At 64.6% G+C, this 17,266-nt stretch carries 17 protein-coding genes; 7 read left to right on the top strand and 10 right to left on the bottom strand.

Annotation, left to right across the window (positions count from 1 at the left end):
• Positions 1–16: 16 nt before the first annotated feature.
• The 8 genes from AC1ROX_RS23480 to AC1ROX_RS23445 form a co-directional block, all read right to left on the bottom strand.
• Positions 17–1,324, bottom strand: a complete 1,308-nt coding sequence (locus AC1ROX_RS23480) for an NtaA/DmoA family FMN-dependent monooxygenase (RefSeq protein ID WP_493129694.1) — start codon at positions 1,322–1,324, stop codon at positions 17–19.
• Complete coding sequence (locus AC1ROX_RS23475; protein WP_493129692.1) at positions 1,317–2,291, bottom strand: ABC transporter ATP-binding protein; 975 nt, start codon at positions 2,289–2,291, stop codon at positions 1,317–1,319. The genes AC1ROX_RS23480 and AC1ROX_RS23475 overlap by 8 nt, the downstream gene beginning before the upstream one ends.
• On the bottom strand, positions 2,288–3,274 hold the full coding sequence (locus AC1ROX_RS23470) for an ABC transporter ATP-binding protein (RefSeq protein WP_493129690.1): 987 nt from the start codon (positions 3,272–3,274) through the stop codon (positions 2,288–2,290). The genes AC1ROX_RS23475 and AC1ROX_RS23470 overlap by 4 nt, the downstream gene beginning before the upstream one ends.
• Positions 3,271–4,188, bottom strand: coding sequence for an ABC transporter permease (locus tag AC1ROX_RS23465; RefSeq protein WP_493129688.1), 918 nt, complete (start codon positions 4,186–4,188; stop codon positions 3,271–3,273). Before AC1ROX_RS23465 ends, AC1ROX_RS23470 begins: the two co-directional genes overlap by 4 nt.
• A gap of 2 nt (positions 4,189–4,190) precedes the next feature.
• Positions 4,191–5,141 carry an ABC transporter permease gene (locus AC1ROX_RS23460; RefSeq protein WP_493129686.1) on the bottom strand — a complete coding sequence of 317 codons (951 nt, stop codon included), beginning with the start codon at positions 5,139–5,141 and terminating at the stop codon, positions 4,191–4,193.
• Positions 5,142–5,166: 25 nt separating this feature from the next.
• On the bottom strand, positions 5,167–6,723 hold the full coding sequence (locus AC1ROX_RS23455) for an ABC transporter substrate-binding protein (protein ID WP_493129684.1): 1,557 nt from the start codon (positions 6,721–6,723) through the stop codon (positions 5,167–5,169).
• A gap of 16 nt (positions 6,724–6,739) precedes the next feature.
• Complete coding sequence (locus AC1ROX_RS23450; RefSeq protein WP_493129682.1) at positions 6,740–7,768, bottom strand: glutamate cyclase domain-containing protein; 1,029 nt, start codon at positions 7,766–7,768, stop codon at positions 6,740–6,742.
• A 100-nt stretch (positions 7,769–7,868) separates the two neighbouring features.
• Positions 7,869–8,879 (bottom strand): glutamate cyclase domain-containing protein, encoded by a 1,011-nt coding sequence (locus AC1ROX_RS23445; RefSeq protein ID WP_493129680.1) that lies wholly within the window; start codon positions 8,877–8,879, stop codon positions 7,869–7,871.
• A gap of 38 nt (positions 8,880–8,917) precedes the next feature.
• On the opposite strand from AC1ROX_RS23445, the gene AC1ROX_RS23440 reads away from it, so the two are divergent.
• From AC1ROX_RS23440 to AC1ROX_RS23415, 6 genes are read left to right on the top strand one after another with little or no spacing between them, the layout of a single operon-like run.
• Entirely contained in the window at positions 8,918–10,015 is a 1,098-nt protein-coding gene (locus AC1ROX_RS23440; protein ID WP_493129678.1) for a LysR family transcriptional regulator, read from the top strand.
• Positions 10,012–10,728 (top strand): DUF1028 domain-containing protein, encoded by a 717-nt coding sequence (locus AC1ROX_RS23435; protein ID WP_493129676.1) that lies wholly within the window; start codon positions 10,012–10,014, stop codon positions 10,726–10,728. The genes AC1ROX_RS23440 and AC1ROX_RS23435 overlap by 4 nt, the downstream gene beginning before the upstream one ends.
• Positions 10,725–11,444: a DUF1028 domain-containing protein gene (locus AC1ROX_RS23430; protein ID WP_493129674.1), complete on the top strand. Its 720-nt coding sequence runs from the start codon at positions 10,725–10,727 to the stop codon at positions 11,442–11,444. The genes AC1ROX_RS23435 and AC1ROX_RS23430 overlap by 4 nt, the downstream gene beginning before the upstream one ends.
• Positions 11,441–12,148 (top strand): DUF1028 domain-containing protein, encoded by a 708-nt coding sequence (locus AC1ROX_RS23425; RefSeq protein WP_493129672.1) that lies wholly within the window; start codon positions 11,441–11,443, stop codon positions 12,146–12,148. The genes AC1ROX_RS23430 and AC1ROX_RS23425 overlap by 4 nt, the downstream gene beginning before the upstream one ends.
• A 3-nt stretch (positions 12,149–12,151) precedes the next feature.
• A complete protein-coding gene (locus AC1ROX_RS23420) occupies positions 12,152–12,862 on the top strand; it encodes a DUF1028 domain-containing protein (RefSeq protein WP_493129670.1) in 711 nt (236 codons plus the stop codon).
• Between the two features lie 2 nt (positions 12,863–12,864).
• The gene (locus AC1ROX_RS23415) at positions 12,865–14,175 is read left to right on the top strand and encodes an NtaA/DmoA family FMN-dependent monooxygenase (RefSeq protein ID WP_493129668.1); all 1,311 of its coding nucleotides are present in this window, start codon (positions 12,865–12,867) and stop codon (positions 14,173–14,175) included.
• Between the two features lie 13 nt (positions 14,176–14,188).
• Here AC1ROX_RS23415 and AC1ROX_RS23410 read toward each other — a convergent pair whose 3' ends face one another.
• Together AC1ROX_RS23410 and AC1ROX_RS23405 are read right to left on the bottom strand one after the other, a co-directional pair.
• Positions 14,189–15,046, bottom strand: coding sequence for a TauD/TfdA dioxygenase family protein (locus tag AC1ROX_RS23410; RefSeq protein WP_493129666.1), 858 nt, complete (start codon positions 15,044–15,046; stop codon positions 14,189–14,191).
• Between the two features lie 24 nt (positions 15,047–15,070).
• Entirely contained in the window at positions 15,071–16,093 is a 1,023-nt protein-coding gene (locus AC1ROX_RS23405; protein ID WP_493129664.1) for an ABC transporter substrate-binding protein, read from the bottom strand.
• Between the two features lie 197 nt (positions 16,094–16,290).
• Between AC1ROX_RS23405 and AC1ROX_RS23400 the strand changes: the two genes are divergently transcribed.
• Complete coding sequence (locus tag AC1ROX_RS23400) at positions 16,291–17,244, top strand: ABC transporter substrate-binding protein (RefSeq protein ID WP_493129662.1); 954 nt, start codon at positions 16,291–16,293, stop codon at positions 17,242–17,244.
• Positions 17,245–17,266 lie beyond the last annotated feature (22 nt).

Raw genomic sequence — 17,266 nt, 5'->3', positions numbered from 1 at the left:
ATGCAAACCGGCTGGTCTAGAATTCCAGCAGGTTGTCGCGCAGATGCTTGTGCGCATAGGCCTTGCGGGTCAGGCCCTGGCGCTGCAGTTCCGGCACCAGCCCGTCGCAGACTTCCATCACGCCACGGCGGTCGATGGGGGTATCGGAGATCAGGAAGCCGTCGCCGCCCACTTCCTCCATGACCTCGCGCATCACGCCGGCCACATGCTCGGGCGTGCCGGTGTAATCGAGGCTGCCCTTGGCGGCGTAACCGCGCACGATCTCGCGCAGGGGCTTGCCGAGCCAGCGCGCCAGCGAGGACTGGTGGCCGTTGGTCTTCAGGTCCATCGGCAAGGTCTCGTCGAGGTCGAACTTGGAGAAGTCGATGCCGGTCAGCCGCGACATGCCGGCGAGCTGCATGTCGACATACTTCAGCGAGTCCTCCTGCTGCAGCCGGCGCCGCTCGCGCGCCGCCTCCATCGTCGTGTCGATGATCGGGGAGCATAGGAACAGGAGCTTGATGTCGTCCGGATTGCGGCCGATCGCGGCGGCGTTGGCGCGCACCTCCTCGCGATAGGCCTTCATCTTCGCGACGTTGGCGCCTTCGGTGATGATGGTGTCGGCCCACTTCGACGCGAACTTCTTGCCGGCCGCCGAGCCGCCCGCCTGCACGATCGGCACGCGCCCCTGGGGCGAGCGCGGCGCGTTGATCGGTCCGCGCACCTTGAAGTATTTGCCTTCGTGGTGGATCGGCCGGACCTTCTTGCCGTCGGCGAACATCGGCGTCTCGCGATCGAGCACGACCGCGTCCTCGTCCCACGCTTCCCACAGCCGGGTGACGACGTCGGCGAATTCGTCGGCCACCTCGTAGCGCTCGTCATGCGGCCGGTGCTTCTCGTGGCCGTAGTTCTGCGCGGTGCCGTCGTTGCTGCCCGTCACGCAGTTCCAGCCGATGCGGCCCTCGGTGACATGGTCGAGCGAATTGATGAGACGCGCCGCCAGATAGGGCGGGTATTCCGAGATCGAAAGCGTCGGCACGATGCCGAGATGCGTGGTGGCCTGCGCCAGGTACGGCACGAGGACCGGCGGGTCGAGCTTGGGAGACCCTTGGGCGTACTGCAGGTAGGTGTCGTGGTTACCCTTGTAGGTATAGGGCACGTTCGAGGAGTCCTCGATGATCATGTAGTCGAAGCAGCCGCGCTCCATCCCCTTGGCCAGGTCGATGAAGAGGTCGGGCATCATCCAGCGCTTAACGTCGGAGGCGCTGCCGGCCCATATCGAGCGCCAGTTCTTGGACGCGAAGCTCTGGCCCAGGAACCAGGCGAGATGAAACGGCTTAGGCATGCGAGGGTACTCCTTTTAAACAGATACACTTGGCCCAGTGACCGCCGCCCAGCGGATACTGCGGCGGTTCGACCTTGGCGCACTCGGCGACGGCGACGGGGCAGCGCGTGCGGAAACGGCAGCCTGACGGCGGATTGGCCGGATTGGGCAGGTCGCCCTTCAGGATGATGCGCTGGCGCTTGGCTTCGATGTCGGGGTCGGGCACCGGCACCGCCGACATCAGCGACTTGGTGTAGGGGTGGGCCGGCGCGGTGTAGATCTCTTCCTTGCTGGCCATCTCGACGATCTTGCCGAGATACATCACCGCCACGCGGTCGCTGATGTGCCGCACGACCGAGAGATCGTGCGAGATGAAGATGTAGGTGAGGCCCAGCCGCTCCTGCAGATCCTGCAGCAGGTTCACGATCTGCGCCTGGATCGACACGTCGAGCGCCGACACCGGCTCGTCGCAGATGATCAGCTCGGGCTCGACGGCGAGCGCGCGGCAGATGGCCACCCGCTGCGCCTGGCCGCCGCTGAGCTCGTGCGGGTAGCGCTCGAAGAAATGGCCCGACAGGCCGACCATATCCAGCAGTTCGCGGATGCGGCCGGCGCGGGCCTTGCCGCGATACAGGCCGTGAATGTCGAGCGCCTCCCCGATCAGGTCGCCGATCGGCATGCGCGGATTGAGCGAAGCGTGCGCGTCCTGGAAGATGATCTGCATCTTGCGCCGCAGCCGGCGCAGGTCGCGCTTGCCGAGCTGGCAGAGGTCGGTGCCGCCGAACAGGACACGGCCCGAGGTGGCCCGCACGAGTTGCAGGATGGCGTAGCCGGTCGTCGACTTGCCGCATCCCGACTCGCCCACCAGGCCGAGCGTCTTTCCCTTCTCGACGGAGAAGGTGACGCCATCGACGGCTTTCACCGTGCCCGGGGCGCCCGGCCGGCCGAACTGGACTTCGAGGTCCTCGATCTCGAGAAGCGTGCTCATCGGGCGGCACCCGCGGGGGCGAGATCGGCGAGGCACCTGGCCCAGTGTCCGCCGCCCAGGTCGCGCCGCTCGGGAGGCGTGGCCTGGCAGGCCGGGACCGCGACGCGGCAGCGCGGCAGGAAGGGGCAGAGCTTGATCGGTTCGATGAGGTTGGGCGGCACACCCTCGATCGGCGTGAGCCGGCGCAGGCCGACGCCGTCGACCCGCGGCGTCGAGCCCATGAGACCCAGCGTGTAGCCATGGCTGGGGCGATGGAACAGCTCGCGGATCGGGCCCGATTCCACGATGTTGCCCGCATACATGACGTTGACCCTGTCGCAGAGGCCGGCGACGACACCGAGATCGTGGCTGATCCAGATCACCGACGTCCCGCGTTCGCGCGTCAGGCGCTTCACCAGGTCGATGATCTGCGCCTGGATGGTAACGTCGAGAGCGGTCGTGGCCTCGTCGGCGATCAGAAGGCGCGGATTGCACGACAGCGCGATCGCGATCATCACCCTCTGGCGCATGCCGCCGGAAAACTGGTGCGGATAGGCGCTGAGGCGCTTCTCCGCCGAGGGAATGCCAACCGTCTCCAGCAGCTCGATCGCGCGGCGCTTGGCGGTCGGCCCGTCGAGCTTCTGGTGGCGGCGCAGCACCTCCAGGATCTGGCGACCGACGGTGAGTACCGGATTGAGCGAGCGCATCGGGTCCTGGAACACCATGGCCATGCTCGATCCGCGTTCCTCGCGCATCTGGGCTTCGCTGAGCTGCAGCAGCTCGCGGCCATCGAAGGCCAGGCTGTCGGCGGCGATGTGGCCCGGCGGCTCGGGCACCAGGCGCATGATCGACATCGCCGTCACGCTCTTGCCGCTGCCGCTTTCGCCCACCAGGCCCAGGATCTCGCCCTCGGCGAGGTCGAACGACACACCGTTGACGGCGCGCACGTCGCCCCGGTCGGTGGCGAAACTCGTGCGGAGGTTGCGAACGCGCAACAGGGTCATGCGTCGGCCTTCACGCTGCGGCGCGTGCGCCAGGCACGAGGGTCGAGCGCATCGCGCAGCCCGTCGCCCATGAAGTTGATGCTGAGCACGCAGATCGCGATGACCGAGGTCGGCGCCAGGAACATCCACGGCGCATCGCCCAGGAAGCGCCGCGCCTCGCTCATGTCGCGGCCCCAGCTCGGCTCGGGCGGCTGGGTGCCGAAGCCCAGGAAGCTCAGCGACGCCTCCGAGACGACGGCGGCCGCAAAGACGGCGGTGAGCTGCACCACGATGGGCGAGACCATGTTGCGCAGCATGTGGGAGAGCACGATGCGCATCGGGCTGGCGCCCAGGGCGCGCGCGGCCGTGACATAGACATCCTCGCGTATGGCAAGCGCGCTGCCGCGAATCATACGCGCCAGGATCGGCGCCTGCACGAGGCCGAGCGCCAGCATGACGTTCTTGATGTCGGGGCCGAGCAGGCCGACCAGCGCCACGGCGAGCAGCAGCGGCGGGAAGGTGAGGAAGGCGTCGACCAGCCGCATCAGCAGGTTGTCGACCTTGCCGCCGAAGTAGCCCGAGGCGAGGCCGAGCGGCACGCCGAAGGTGAAGGCGAAGCCCACGACCAGGAGCCCGACGGCCAGCGAGGTGCGGCCGCCCCAGAGCATTCGAGAGAAGATGTCACGACCGAAATGGTCGGTCCCCATCGGATGCTCGAATGACGGCGGCTTCAGCTTCATCGAGAGCTTGATCTGGATGGGGTCGTAGGGCGCGACCCACGGCGCCAAGGCCGTGGCCAGGCAGATCAGCAGCAGGATGACGAAGCCGATGGTCGCGGCGCGGTTGCGCGGGAACTGCCGAGCGGCCAGCGCCAGCGAGCCGCGGAACTTCAGGGGGGCGGGAGCGGGAGAGGGAAGGGCGCGCGCGTCAGCCATGGTCAGTACCGGATGCGCGGGTCGAGCAGCGCGTACATCATGTCCGCGAGGATGTTCATGATCAGGAAGAAGACCGCGATCACCAGCGTGAAGCCCTGGATCACCGGGAAGTCGCGGTTGATCACGGCGTTCAGCACCGCCGAGCCCATGCCCGGTACCGCGAAGATGTATTCGATCGTGACCTGGACGCCGATCATGTAGCCGAACTGCACCGCCGCCATGGTGACGAAGGGGATCATCGCGTTCTTGAGCGCATGGATGATCACGATGTTGGCCGGCAGCAGGCCCTTGGCCCGCGCGGTGCGCATATAGTCCTGCGACAGTACGTCGATCATGCTGGAGCGCAGCAGGCGGGTCAGCATCGCCGTCTGCAGCGAGCCCAGCGCGACGGCGGGAATGATGAAGGGGCTATAGTGGCTCCAGAACCCGCCGGCCTCGGCTTCCGACGAGCCGATGCCGGTGATCGGCAGCCAGTCGAGCTGGATCGAGAAGACGTAGATCAGGATCAACGCCAGGCCGAAATTCGGCACGGCGAAACCCATCACCGTGTAGCCGGTACAGAGATAGTCGATCCAGCTGTTGCGTCTCAGGGCCGCGATCACGCCGAGCGGGATCGAGACCAGCAGCGCGAACAGCATGCCGGCGCTGGCGAGTTGGAGGCTGATCGGCAGGCGTTCGGCGATCAGGGTCGTCACGCGATCGTTGAGCCGCATCGAGCGGCCGAGGTCGCCGGTCAGGACCTTGCCGATCCACAAGCCATACTGCTCGGGCAGCGAACGGTCGAGGTTGAACTCCTCGCGCATCGCCTTCGCCGCCTCCGGCGAAGTCTGCATGCCGAGCATGATCGTCACCGGATCGCCCGGCGTCGCGCGCGTGATGGCGAAGGTCATCAGCGACACGACGAGGAGAACCAGCGGCACCTGGATGAGGCGCCGCCCGAGATAGGACCACATCGACCGGACTATCCTTTATGCGGCGTCAGGACCAAAAAACCGTGTCCATCTTTTCGGTGTATTCCTGCGGCGCCGGCTCGAAGCCCTGGAGCTTGCTGTTGTAGATCTGGATGTTGTTCGTGTTGCAGTGATAGATGATCGGGCATTCCTCGAGCGTCGTGTCGACGATCTTGTGGTACATGGCCTCGCGCTTGGCCGGATCGAGCTCGCTGCGCGCGCCATCCAGCATCGCGTCCATGCCCGGCACGTTGTAGCCCGAGGCGTTGCCCTGGCTGTGCAGGAACCACCACGAGGTCGCGTCGGGATCGGGCGCGACCAGCGTGATGTCCTCGAGATGCTGGTCGAACTTCTTGTTGAGCCACAGGCTGTTGAAGCCGCCCATGTCCATGTTCTTGATCTTGTAGGTAATGCCGATCTGGCTGACCATCGCGGCGACCAGCTCGAGCTCCTTGCGCAGCCAGTCCTTGTCCGAAGTGATGACCTCGACCTCGTAGCCCTTCACCCCGGCTTGGGCCATCAGCTCCTTGGCCTTCTTGAGGTCGCCGTTCTTCGGGTACTTCAGCATCGGCTGGCGATGGCCCATGTAGCCGGCGGGGATCTGGTTGTCGGTGGCGATGGCCTCGCCGTAATAGATCTCGTTGACGATCGCCTCGCGGTCGATCGCGTAGGAGATCGCCTGGCGTACCAGCTTGTTCTGGTACGGGGCGTCCGGCTTGGCCTTGAGATTGAACTGCTGGTAGTCCCACGCCCAGCCCGGCGTCGACTTCACCGTATACTTGGTGTCCTTGCGCAGGGTCTTCATGTCCTTCGGGTCGGGATGCGTCACGAAGTCGAGCTCGCCCTTCTGCAGGGCCTGCAGGCGGGTGGTCGAATCCGGGATCGCGCGATAGACGACCTTGTCGAGCTTGGGAAAGCCCGGACGCCAGTATTCGGGATGCCGGGCGAGCACGATCTCGGTGCCCTTCTTGCTCTCGATCTGGAACGGGCCGTTGCCGACGGGCGTGGCGCTGTAGGCGTCGTTGCCCATCTCCTTGTGCGCCTTCGCCGAGATGATCGTGCCGCCGTAACCCATGGTGATGCCGGGGAAGGCGCCGAACGGCATCTTGGTCTTCACTTCGACGACATACTTGCCGTCGGCCTTCACCGTTGCGATCGGGAACAGCGAGGTTCCCATCTGGAAGCTCTTCGACGAGATGTGGAAGTTGTACGTGTATTCCACGTCCTCAGCGGTGAATTCACCGAAGCCCTTCTGCCACTTCACGCCCTCGCGGATCTTGATGCGCCAGGTCAGCGGATCGGGATTGGTCCACTCCAGCGCCATGTTCGGCATGATGGAGCGGTCCTTGAAGTTGATGGTCACCAGCCCGTCGAACACGTTGTACATCACCAGGCTTCCCTGGATGTCCGAGCGGATCACGGGGCTGAGATTGCCGAACTCGCCGCCCCACGTGCCGACGCGCAGATCGCGCTTGCCCTGGGCGATTGCCGGCGCGGCCAGCAAGAGTCCCGTACCGAGCGCTCCAGCGCCAAAACCGCGCCGCGTGATGCCTCGATTGCCTGTCGTCCGGAACTCTTTACTCATCGCCGTCTCCTTTGGATTAGAAACCTCTGTCGTATTCCTTCAGCCCGTTCTCGATGATCTGGTGCAGCACCGTGATCAAAGCGGCCTGTAATTTGTCCGACGTGCCGTCGACGTAGGGAATGAGCCTGGAATAAGCCCCGTCCATCGCGCCGCCGGCGACGCTCGCCTGTACGATCCGAAGTTCTGTTGCCTCGTCGTGCAGGATCTCGCGGTCTCCCAGATGACCCGCGAGCGCTGCCGCGATGCCATAGGCGCCCCAGTTCGATACCGCGGCGAAGACCAGCACATCACATTCAGTAACCGTGCCAACCCCGCCATGGCAGGGACAGCCGCAGTCCTTGCCGAAGGGCTGGATTTCGGCCACCGCTTCCTTGATGAGGCCGCAGCCGATCTCGTTGCCGCCATCGCCGATGCCGATCGTGGGAATGCCCGCGTCCTTGGCCTGCTCCGCCAGATGATAGGCGCTGGCGATCTTGTCGGGCGTGCGCGGCGTGCCCATGATCGAGTGATAGATGCCCTTGGTGTTGGGCCCGACCTTCTCGATGAAGATCATCGCGGCCGGCTTGTACTTCTCGATCAGCGCGGCGGCGGCCTCCTTGCCGGCGGCATCGCCCACCGGGAAGTTGATGGCCAGGGCGCAGGAGCGGCGCTGCTCGAACAGGTCCTCGTCATAGACGGCGAGGCCGGCCGCCTCGGTCGACTTGATCACCGCCGGCATGTTGCGCTCTTCGCTGATCAGGATCGGCTTGCCGCCCAGCCCGAACTCGATGGCGCGCGCGATTGCCGCCGCGCCCGGCGGCCCGTCGGTCTCGCCCGCCGGCAGGCCGGGCGGCGTGCCGGCGCCGGTAATGACGAACACGTTCTGACCGGGCTTGATCGAGTCCTTCAAAAGCTTGGCCGCCAGCCAGGTGAGCGGCTTCTTCTGCTTCTTGCGGGCCGCCTCGTAGAGCGGATAGGTCACGCCGCGCGGCAGGCCGGCGCGGAAGCGCATCTCGATGTTGATGGCGCGGTCGATCGAATCGCCGACAATCTCGTCGATAGCCATGTCTCATTTCCTCCGTGGATAAGGGACCCGGCGCGGGCCGTGAGGCCCGCCGTCGCAAGTACGCGCGACGCCCGCGGGATTGGGGCCGGGTTTCTCGGTGTCAGTGCGTCAGCCCGGCGTCGGGCGACTCGAGATTCTTGCGCACGATGTTCGACAGGAACTGCATGCAGGCCATCGAGGTCTCGCCGTCGAGGCCGTCGACCAGGAACTCGGTCGTGCAGTACATCGCTTCCAGCCCGCCGGCATCAAGGCAGGCCTGCACGATGCGCTTCTCCATCTTGGGCGAATGGATGAGCTCGGGCTTCTTCAGGAGATAGGCGAGGCACGCCTCGATGCCGTAGCAGCCCCAGTTCGACATCATCGCCGGGATCACCACGTCGGTCTTCACGACGGTGGCGAGCGCCTTGCCCTTGGGCATGGTCTTCACGACCGTGTTGTAGATCGTGCCGAAGCCCAGCTCGTTGCCGTGATCGCCGATGCCGACCGAGAAGATCTTGCGCTTCTTGGCCTCGGTAACGACGCCGCCGATGTCGATGCAGCCTTCGAACTTGGACTTCGGGCCGGTGAGCGGCAGGCCGGTCGCGGTGTACACATTGCCGTCGGCACCGGCGCCGAGGCGCTCGGCCGAGACGACGGCCTTGGGCTTGTACTTCGCGTAGATCTCGGCGATCCACGCCTTGATCTGCGACTGGTCCTCCGGCGCGTTCTCGATGGCGGCACCGAGATGGCGATCGCGCGCCTGCTCGAACGGCTTGACCATCAGGCCGGCGGCCTCGCTCGACGCGACGATGGGATCGGCGTGGCAGGCCTCGTTCACGAACACCGGAACGGCCCCCAGCCCACGATAGAGGATGCGCGCGAGCGACGCGGCGCCCGGCGGACCGTCGCTCTCGCCCTTCGGAAGAGTCGGCTCGTAGCCGGCGCCGGTCATGATGAAGACGACGTCGCCCTTGCCGAGCACCTTCATGAGGCCCTTGGCGGCGGTCATGGTGACCGGCTTGTCGCCGGCCGCCTTGCGGGCCGCGAGATACATCGGCAGCAGGATGCCGTGCGGCATGCCGTGGTTCTTGGCTTCGATCGTGATCAGCCGGTCGACGGCCTCTCCCACCATGTCGAGAATGACGTTCCCCTCCCGCGAACAGAGCCAAATTGGGCGCTTTGCCCGGTGATCGGACAAGCGCCATTTCAGCGTTGATGCGATGCCGAAACGGCATCAGTCTCGGGGCAGACGGAGTCCACGAAATGATCAGTCAGTCTTTGCGATATTTCTCAGTGATTGCGCGGCACGGATCGATTCGCGAAGCGGCGGAGGAACTGCACATTGCCCAGTCCGCACTCAGTCGACAGATCCAGAAACTCGAGGAAGATTTCGGCGTGCCGCTGTTCGAGCGTCACGCGCGCGGCGTGAGGCTCACCTCGGCCGGCGAGATCTTCCTGCGCCATGCCCAGATCAACCTGCGGCAGATCGAGCGTGTCCGTTCGGAAATCGAGGCGCTGAAAGGGCTGCGCCGTGGCGTCGTCACCATCCGCTCGATCGAAGCGCTGGTGCCGCATTTGCTGCCACGCGCCGTGACGCGTTTCGTCGGGCGCTATCCCGGTATCCAGTTCGAGGTCACGATCGACGGTTCCGACCAGGTGCTGGCGGCCGTTCGCGAGGGCCGTGCCGACATTGGCCTCGCCTTCTATCCCCCGGCTGAATCCGAGCTGGAGACGGTGTTCAAGATGCGCGAGCCCCTGGTCGCGGTGATGGCGGCGGATCATCCGCTCGCCAGCCGGCCTCGCATCTCGCTGGCCGATTGCGCGGCCTGGCCCATTGCGTCGCCGATGAAGCATACCGGCAGCAGGATACTGATCGACGTCGCCTGCAAGGCTGCCGGTATCCATATTGCACCGTCGCTCGAAACCAATTCGTTCCAGCTCAGGGTCGAATTCGTGAAGGTGAATCATGGCATCACGTTCCTCTCGCGCCTGTCGGCCTGGGACAATCTACGCTCGGGCGAACTGGTCGCCGTGCCGTTCAGGGATCGGCTGGTGAACAACGCGAGCATCGACGCGATCGTGCATTCGGCGCGGCAGCTGCCGCTGGCGGCGGAGGAGTTCCTGCGTTTCCTTCAAGGCGAGTTCCAGGATCTGCACGAGCTGGCTTATGGGGCGTTGAAGCGGGAAGCCGCCGGCGGTTCGGCACGCTCCGTGCGTGCGGCGGCGAAGGGATCGCCCCAAAAATTGTCGGGAGACAGACGCTCATGACCTTCACACTCCTCGCCCGCTGTCCGAAGAGCGGACAGGTAGGCATCGGCATCGCGACCTATTCGATCTGTGTCGGCCTCTATTGCAACGGCCTGCGCGGCAACGTCGGCGCGACCATGAGCCAGGCCTTCGTGAACCAGGGCAACAATCCGTTGGCGCTCAGGCTGCTGGCGCAGGGCTATTCGCCCGACCACGTTCTCGATGAATTGAAGGCCAACGATCCCAACCATCCTTTTCGCCAGATCGCGGTCATCGATCGCCTCGGTCGGGTCGCCGCCTACAGCGGCGAGAAGAATCGCGGCTGGGCGGGGCATGTGGTCGGCAATGGCTATGTCGCGATGGGCAATGTCCTGTCCGGCAAGCCGGTGATCGATGCCATGGCCGCGGCCTACGAAGGCGCAGTCGAACTGTCGTTCGAGCGCCGGCTGCTGGCCGCGATCGAAGCGGGTCGCGATGCCGGCGGGCAGGCGGGCAACGACGGGCACCTGCCCGAACGCTCCGCCGCCGTGATGGTCGATGGCGACTACGATCATGCCGAGATCGACCTGCGTGTCGACTTGCATGACACGGCGGTCGAGGAACTGCGTCGCGCCTTCGAGGAGTACGAACTCTATCGCGGCTACTACAAGGAGCGGTCCAGGAACCCGAAGGATGCGATGCCGCAATATGCCTTCGCCCAGGCGCTCGCCGCAAAGCAGGAGGCCGCACAGTGACCTACTCGCTCATCGGACGCTGCAAGCGCACCGGCCGTCTCGGCCTTGGTATCGCCACCTATTCGCTGGGTGTCGGCGGCCGCTGCGAAGGCGTTGCGGCCAATGTCGGCGTCTGCAAGACGCAGGCATTCCCCAACCGGACCAACGATCCGCTCGGCATCAAGCTGCTGGCGCAGGGTTACCTGCCGGCGCGCGTGATGGAGATCTTCGCGGGCAACGACACCGAGCATTCCTATCGCCAGATCGCGATCATGGACCGCGACGGCAAGATCGCCGCGCATACCGGTGCCGGCTGTCGCGGCTGGGCGGGCCACAAGGAGGCCGCCGATTGCGTGGCGTTCGGCAACGGGCTGCTCGGTCCGCAGGTGCTCGACGGCATGCTCGCGGGGTTCCTCGAGCGTCCCGACGATGCGCTGGAGTATCGCCTGCTGTGTGCGATCGAAGGCGGCCGCGATGCCGGCGGGCAGGGGCCCGCTGACGCACACCGCACCGAACGCTCCGCCGCGATCAAGGTCGTCGACCGGCGTGATTTCCCCGATGTCGATGTCCGCGTCGACGTGCATGAGACCGCCGTCGAGGAACTGCGGCGCGTCCTCGAAGAGTTCAAGCTCTACGAGGAATTCTATCGTGGTCGCGACACCGATCCGTCGAAGGCGATCCCGCAGGACGTCTTCGTGAAGCAGCTCGACGCCAGGCGCGTGAAGGAGAAGGCATGACCTACACGATCCTCGGGCGCTGCGCGAAGACCGGCAGGGTCGGCATCGGCATCGCCACTTTCTCGATCACGGTGGGGCGCTACACCCATTCGACGAAATCGAATGCCGGCGTCACGGTCACCCAGGCCAATGCCAACGAGAACAACAACGCGCTCGCGCTCCGCCTGCTGTCGCAGGGTCTTGGCGCTGTGGCCGCGCTCGATCGGCTCAAGGCCAATGACGCCTATCACAGCTATCGTCAGATCGGCGTGATCGATCGCACCGGCGCGGTGGCGGCCTATACCGGCGCCAACGTGCGCGGCTGGGCGGGTGAGGCGACCGGTCCTAACTACATCGCCACCGGAAACGGCTTGCGCGGCCAGCACGTCGTGGAGGCGATCGCCAAGGGCTTTCTTGCCGAGCCCGACGCGGACCTCGAACACCGGCTGCTGCTGGCGCTGGAATATGGCCGCGACGCGGGCGGGCAGGGCAACGCCATGACCCACCGGACCGAGCGCTCGGCGGCGCTTCAGGTCTCCTCGCGCCATATCCATCCTGACATCGACCTGCGCGTCGACCTGCACGACAAGGCGGTCGACGAATTGCGGCGCGTCTGGACGGTCTACAAGCAGTACGAGGCCTACTACGCCGAGCGCGGGCGCAACCCGCGTAATGCGCCGGGCCAGGAAGCCTTCATGGCAACCCTCAAGCCGGCCGCGGAGTAAGTCATGACCTTCTCGATTGTCGCACGCTGCCCCAACACCGGCCGCCTCGGCCTCGGCGTCACCACCTTCTCGATTGCCGCCGGCGGCCGCTGCGAGGGCATCCGCTTCGGCGCCGGCGTCTGCAAGACCCAGGCTTATGTGAAGCGCGACAACGACCTGATCGCGCTCGAACTGCTCCAGCAGGGCATGGCGCCGGCCGGCGTGATGGCCGCGCTGAAGGCCGGCGATCCCGATCACGATTGGCGCCAGATCGCCATCATCGACCGCGAGGGCAGGACCGCCGCGCACACCGGTCCGGGTTGCCGTCCCTGGGCGGGCCATCATGAAGGCGATGGCTTCGTGGCGTTCGGCAACGTGCTCGCCGGTCCGCAGGTGATCGAGGGCATCGTCGCCGGCTATCTCAAGGATCCCGCGGCCGAGCTGGAGTTCCGGTTGCTCGCGGCACTGGAAGGCGGGCGCGATGCCGGCGGACAGATCGGTACCGACGGCCATCTCCCCGAGCGGTCGGCGGCGATCTTCGTCGCCTCCGAGCCGGATCATTTCGACATCGATGCAAGGGTCGACTTGCATGACGACGCGGTCACCGAACTGCGCCGCGTGCTGGAGGAATTCAAGATCTACGAGACGTTCTATCGCGACCGCGGTCATCGCCCCGATCTGGCCGTGAGCCAGGCCGAGTTCGTCGCGAGCCTACAGAAGAAAGCGGTTGCCTGAGCATGGCCAAGGATCATTTCCATCTCGCCTGGTTCCTGTCGCAGGGCTACGGCCCGAAGGCGTGGCGCTCGATGTGGCCCGGCACTGAATACGACAAGCATCGCTGGATGATGCCGGACATCTTCATCGACCTGGCCAAGGGGCTGGAGCGCGGCTGCTTCGACTACATGATCATCGAGGATTCCTCGATGGTGCCCTACACCTACAAGGGCAGCCACGACACCTATCTCAAGTACGCGGCCAGCTCGCCCAAGCTCGACCCCGCCGTGCTGGTGCCGTGGCTGGCGATGGCGACCAAGCATCTCGGTCTCGTGCCGACGCTCTCGACCTCGGAATATCCGCCCTACCTGCTGGCGCGTCTCGTCAACTCGCTGGATCACGTCATCGAGGGGCGCATCGGCTGGAATTGCGTCACCGGCAGCAACGACGGCGCCGCCGAGAATTACGGCCATGTCGGCCAGCGGCCGCACGATGAGCGCTACGAGGTCGCCGACGAATTCGCCGACATCGTCACCCAGCTGTGGGAAGCGTGGGATGCGGATGCGGTCGTGCTCGATCGCGAGACGCCGATGTTCGCCGACGGCAAGAAGGTCCGCCCGATCAACCACGAGGGCAAATACTTCAAGGTGCGCGGGCCGATCAACGCGCCGCGCTCGCCTCAAGGGCGTGTGCCGATCTGCCAGGCCGGCGGCTCGGCGCGCGGCCAGGCCTTTGCCTCAAGATGGGCCGACACGATCATCACCAACGCCGTCTCCGTCGAGGGCATGAAGAGCTTCCGCGAGGATATCCGCCGCCAGGCCGCGGGCTGGGGCCGCAATCCCGACGACATCAAGGTGCTGTTCCTCGCCTATCCGATCGTCGACACGACGATGGAGGCGGCCCGCGAACGCCGCCGGCTCGAGCAGGAGGATTTCGGCAAGCATCTCGACCTGCAGCTCTCGGGTATGTCGCGCCTCACCAATATCGACTTCGCGCAGTTCGATCCCGACGAGCCGCTGCCCGAGCACCTGCGGACCAACGGGCACCAGTCCTCGCTCGCCAAATGGATCGGCAAGACGCCGCGCTCGCTGGCGAGCGGGATCAACAGCCGGCAGGGCATCGACCTGGTGGGCACGCCCGATCACGTCGCGGGCCTGATGCAGGAGATGATGCAGGAGGTGGGCGGTGACGGCTTCCTGCTGTTCAACGCCCACTTCGACCGGCGTTACATCATGGAGATCTGCGACGGCCTCGTGCCCGAACTGCAGCGCCGCGGCCTGACGCGCAAGGCCTATGCGCACAAGCACTTCCGCGACAATCTGCTGGAGTTCTAGGCCGGGGGACAGGTCAGGCCGGAACTTCGCCTTCGACCCATGTGCGGTGAACGACTCTCACGTAGCGGCTGCGATCGAAGGGTGTGCCGGTATGCATCGTGCAGCGATTATCCCATGCAAGGATATCGCCCGGCTGCCATTTATGCCGATAGACGAAGCGATCCTGCGTCACGAAGTCGATGAGCTCCCTGATCAACGCAAATCCGGCCTCGCCTTCCATCCCGACGACTTCCTTCGTCGTACGCGTGGAAAGACCCCAAAGAGCAAGCCTTCCATCGCGCGGATGCCTCCGCACCACGGGATAACGGACGTCAGGGAATTCTTGCCTCTCTTCCTCCGTCAAAGGGCGATTCAACGCGGCGGCCAGCTTCGCATAACTGTGATGTATGACCAGGCCGTCTATCTGCTTCTGCTTTTCGATCGGCAAGGCATCCCAGGCCGCGCAGGTGTCGGCGAGCAATGTGTCCGACCCTTCCTCGGGGACCTCGAGGGCATGTAGAAAAGTGTACGCGGCCGGTCGCTGGGCGTAGGGCAGATCAGTATGCCATTTGCCGCCAGGGTCCGGATCCCCGATGAGCCGGCCATCCACGACTTTGTTGGAGATGACGGAAACCTCGGGCGCTTCGGGAAGAGCAAATTGGCGTCCGGCGCCTGACGCGGGCCGCCCGAAAAGGCGCGTGAAGGAGACCTGATCGTGAGGGCTGAGCTTCTGGCCGCGTATGACGATCGCACCCCTCGATCCCAGGAGTTCGGCGATTTGATCGAGCGTCGTTTTCTCGGCCGTGGTGATGTCGACACCCGATATTTCGGCGCCAAAGGTGCCCTTCAATGGACGAACGCTCATCCCGGAACCGATCGCTGTATCCAACACGACATCCTCCTCCCGAGAGCGATTCTATTGGGCGGCCTTGGGCAGATACTCGTTCGTGTATAAGTCGCCGGCTTTGACATCGGCTTTGAACTCGAAGGCTGCCTTCATCAGGGTCAAGGTCTGCTCCCAATCTTCCGCGGCCATGTACCCGAAGCCCTTGCCTGCGGAGCGAGGGCTGTGGAAGTACGGCTCGATGCATTTGAGCTGCTCGACGGCGAGCTTCTGATCGATGGCGGGACGGGCAGCGAACATCGCATTGACCGCCGCTTCCGGATCCTTCCTTGCCTCGTCGAATCCGCGGACGGTGGCCCGCAGAAAGCCGCGAAGGGCGTCGGGCTTATCGGCTGCCGTCTTCCTGGTTACGACAATACCGCCGCCCAGCATGTTGATGCCGGCATCGGCGTATCTCACGGCCCAGTCGACGGGCTGTTGCCGTTCGATATTGAGTCCGCTCGTGCAGTACCAGCCGATCATGAAATCGATCTTGTGCTGGAGGAGCGACGGAAGAACGACGCTGGGACTGAGCTGGATCTTCTTGATCTTGCTCTCGTCGATCCCGGCCGCTTTGGCGAACATGGGAAAGATACGGGCCGAGTAATCTTCCGGATTGTAGCCCCATGTCTTGCCTTCGAGGTCCTTGGGCTTCTTGATCCCGGCCACGGGCAAGGAAATGATTCCATCGGGCAGTGTCTGATATATGCCGCCGATCGCGAGGAGTTGGCGCCCCTGCGATACTGAAAGCGCCATCGTCGCAAGGCTCGCCACCCCGATCGTGTCGCTGCCTTCGGAAACGGCCGTCAACGTCGAGAGGCTGCCTTTTCCGTCGAATATCTGGAGATCGATACCCTCTTGCTTGTAGTAGCCGCGGCTGAGCGCAAGAAAGAAGGGCGCGTGGTCGCCTTTGGAAGACCAGTCGAGGCGAAGCGACATTTTCTGGGGTTCCGCTTGGGCGCCCGGAGAGAAAAGGACGGCCGATGAAACACCGAGCAGCATTGCCAGAAGGGCGGACTGCACTGTCCGAGCCTCGAGTTTCCAGGTCCAAGCCATGACGCGTCCTATTCCTGTTTCACCAATACTCAACCCGATAAAGTCCAACGCCTTTCAGTGGCGCCACCGTAACTCGGGTTAAGTCTTTTGATCGACGCGAAAATTTAGTCGCCGTAGAGCGAATAACTATTCTTTACGCATCCTGAGCACGCGTCGTTAGCTCCCCTGGATCACCACACCTCGGGGGCGGAATGCGAATGAAACTACTGGCGTCGCTCGCGGCGCTTGCGTTGAGCTGGTGCCCCTGGGCGCTGCCGGCAAGTGCTGCAGACAAGGCGACGGTCCGGCTCGACTGGATTCCGACCGCCGCTCACGCCTTCATCTATCTCGCCAAGGAGAGGGGCTACTACGCCGACGCGGGCATCGACCTCGAGATCATCCCAGGCGATGGAGACGCGACCGTCGTCAAGCTGCTGGGCAATGGCGATATCGATTTTGGACTGAATGACGCCGCCGGTCTGGTGCGCGCCTGGGAGGTCGGAATCCCCATCACCTCGATCCACGTCCAGTTCCTGGAAACGCCTGCCACGATCTTCGCCTCCAAGGCGTCCGGGATCACCAAGCTCCAGGATGCGTGCGGCAAGAAGCTGGGTGTCTACCCGCAAAGCACGACCTACAATCAGGCCAAGGCGATGCTCAGGGCGGCCAACGTGACCTGTGCCATCGAGGAGATCCCGGTCACGATCCCCGGCATCCGCGAGTTCATGAGCGGCTCGGTGGACATGCTGCATTCGTATTACTTCAATGCGCCCGTCTACAAGCTCAGGGGTTTCGACGTCGTCCATTTCGACGTGCGCGATTACTTCCACCTGTACAGCCAGGTGATCGGCGCCAGCGAAAAGGCGATGAAGCGCGGCGATCTTGCGAAGCGCTTCATCACGGCCAGCCTCAAGGGGCTCGAGGACAATATCAAGGACCCGAAGGAGGCCATCGCCGCGCTCGGTCGGGCGAACGGCCCCAGCATCAATCTCGAGTACGAAGCGGCCAAGATGCCGATGCTCCTGGAGCTGATGACGGTGCCGGGAGAGAACGGGACGCGCAAGATCGAGAAGCAGACATTGGCCCGCTGGAACGAAACGGTCGACAATCTGGTGAAGTTCGGGATTGTCAAAACAAAGGTCGATCCCAAGGGACGCTTCCTCGCGGAGTGACCGTTGGGGCGGTATGGTTCCT

The organism is Reyranella sp. GW821-FHT14A01, from assembly GCF_058803965.1.
The sequence above is the reverse complement of the archived record's forward strand: the minus strand, read 5'-3'. Positions and strand labels throughout refer to the sequence as shown.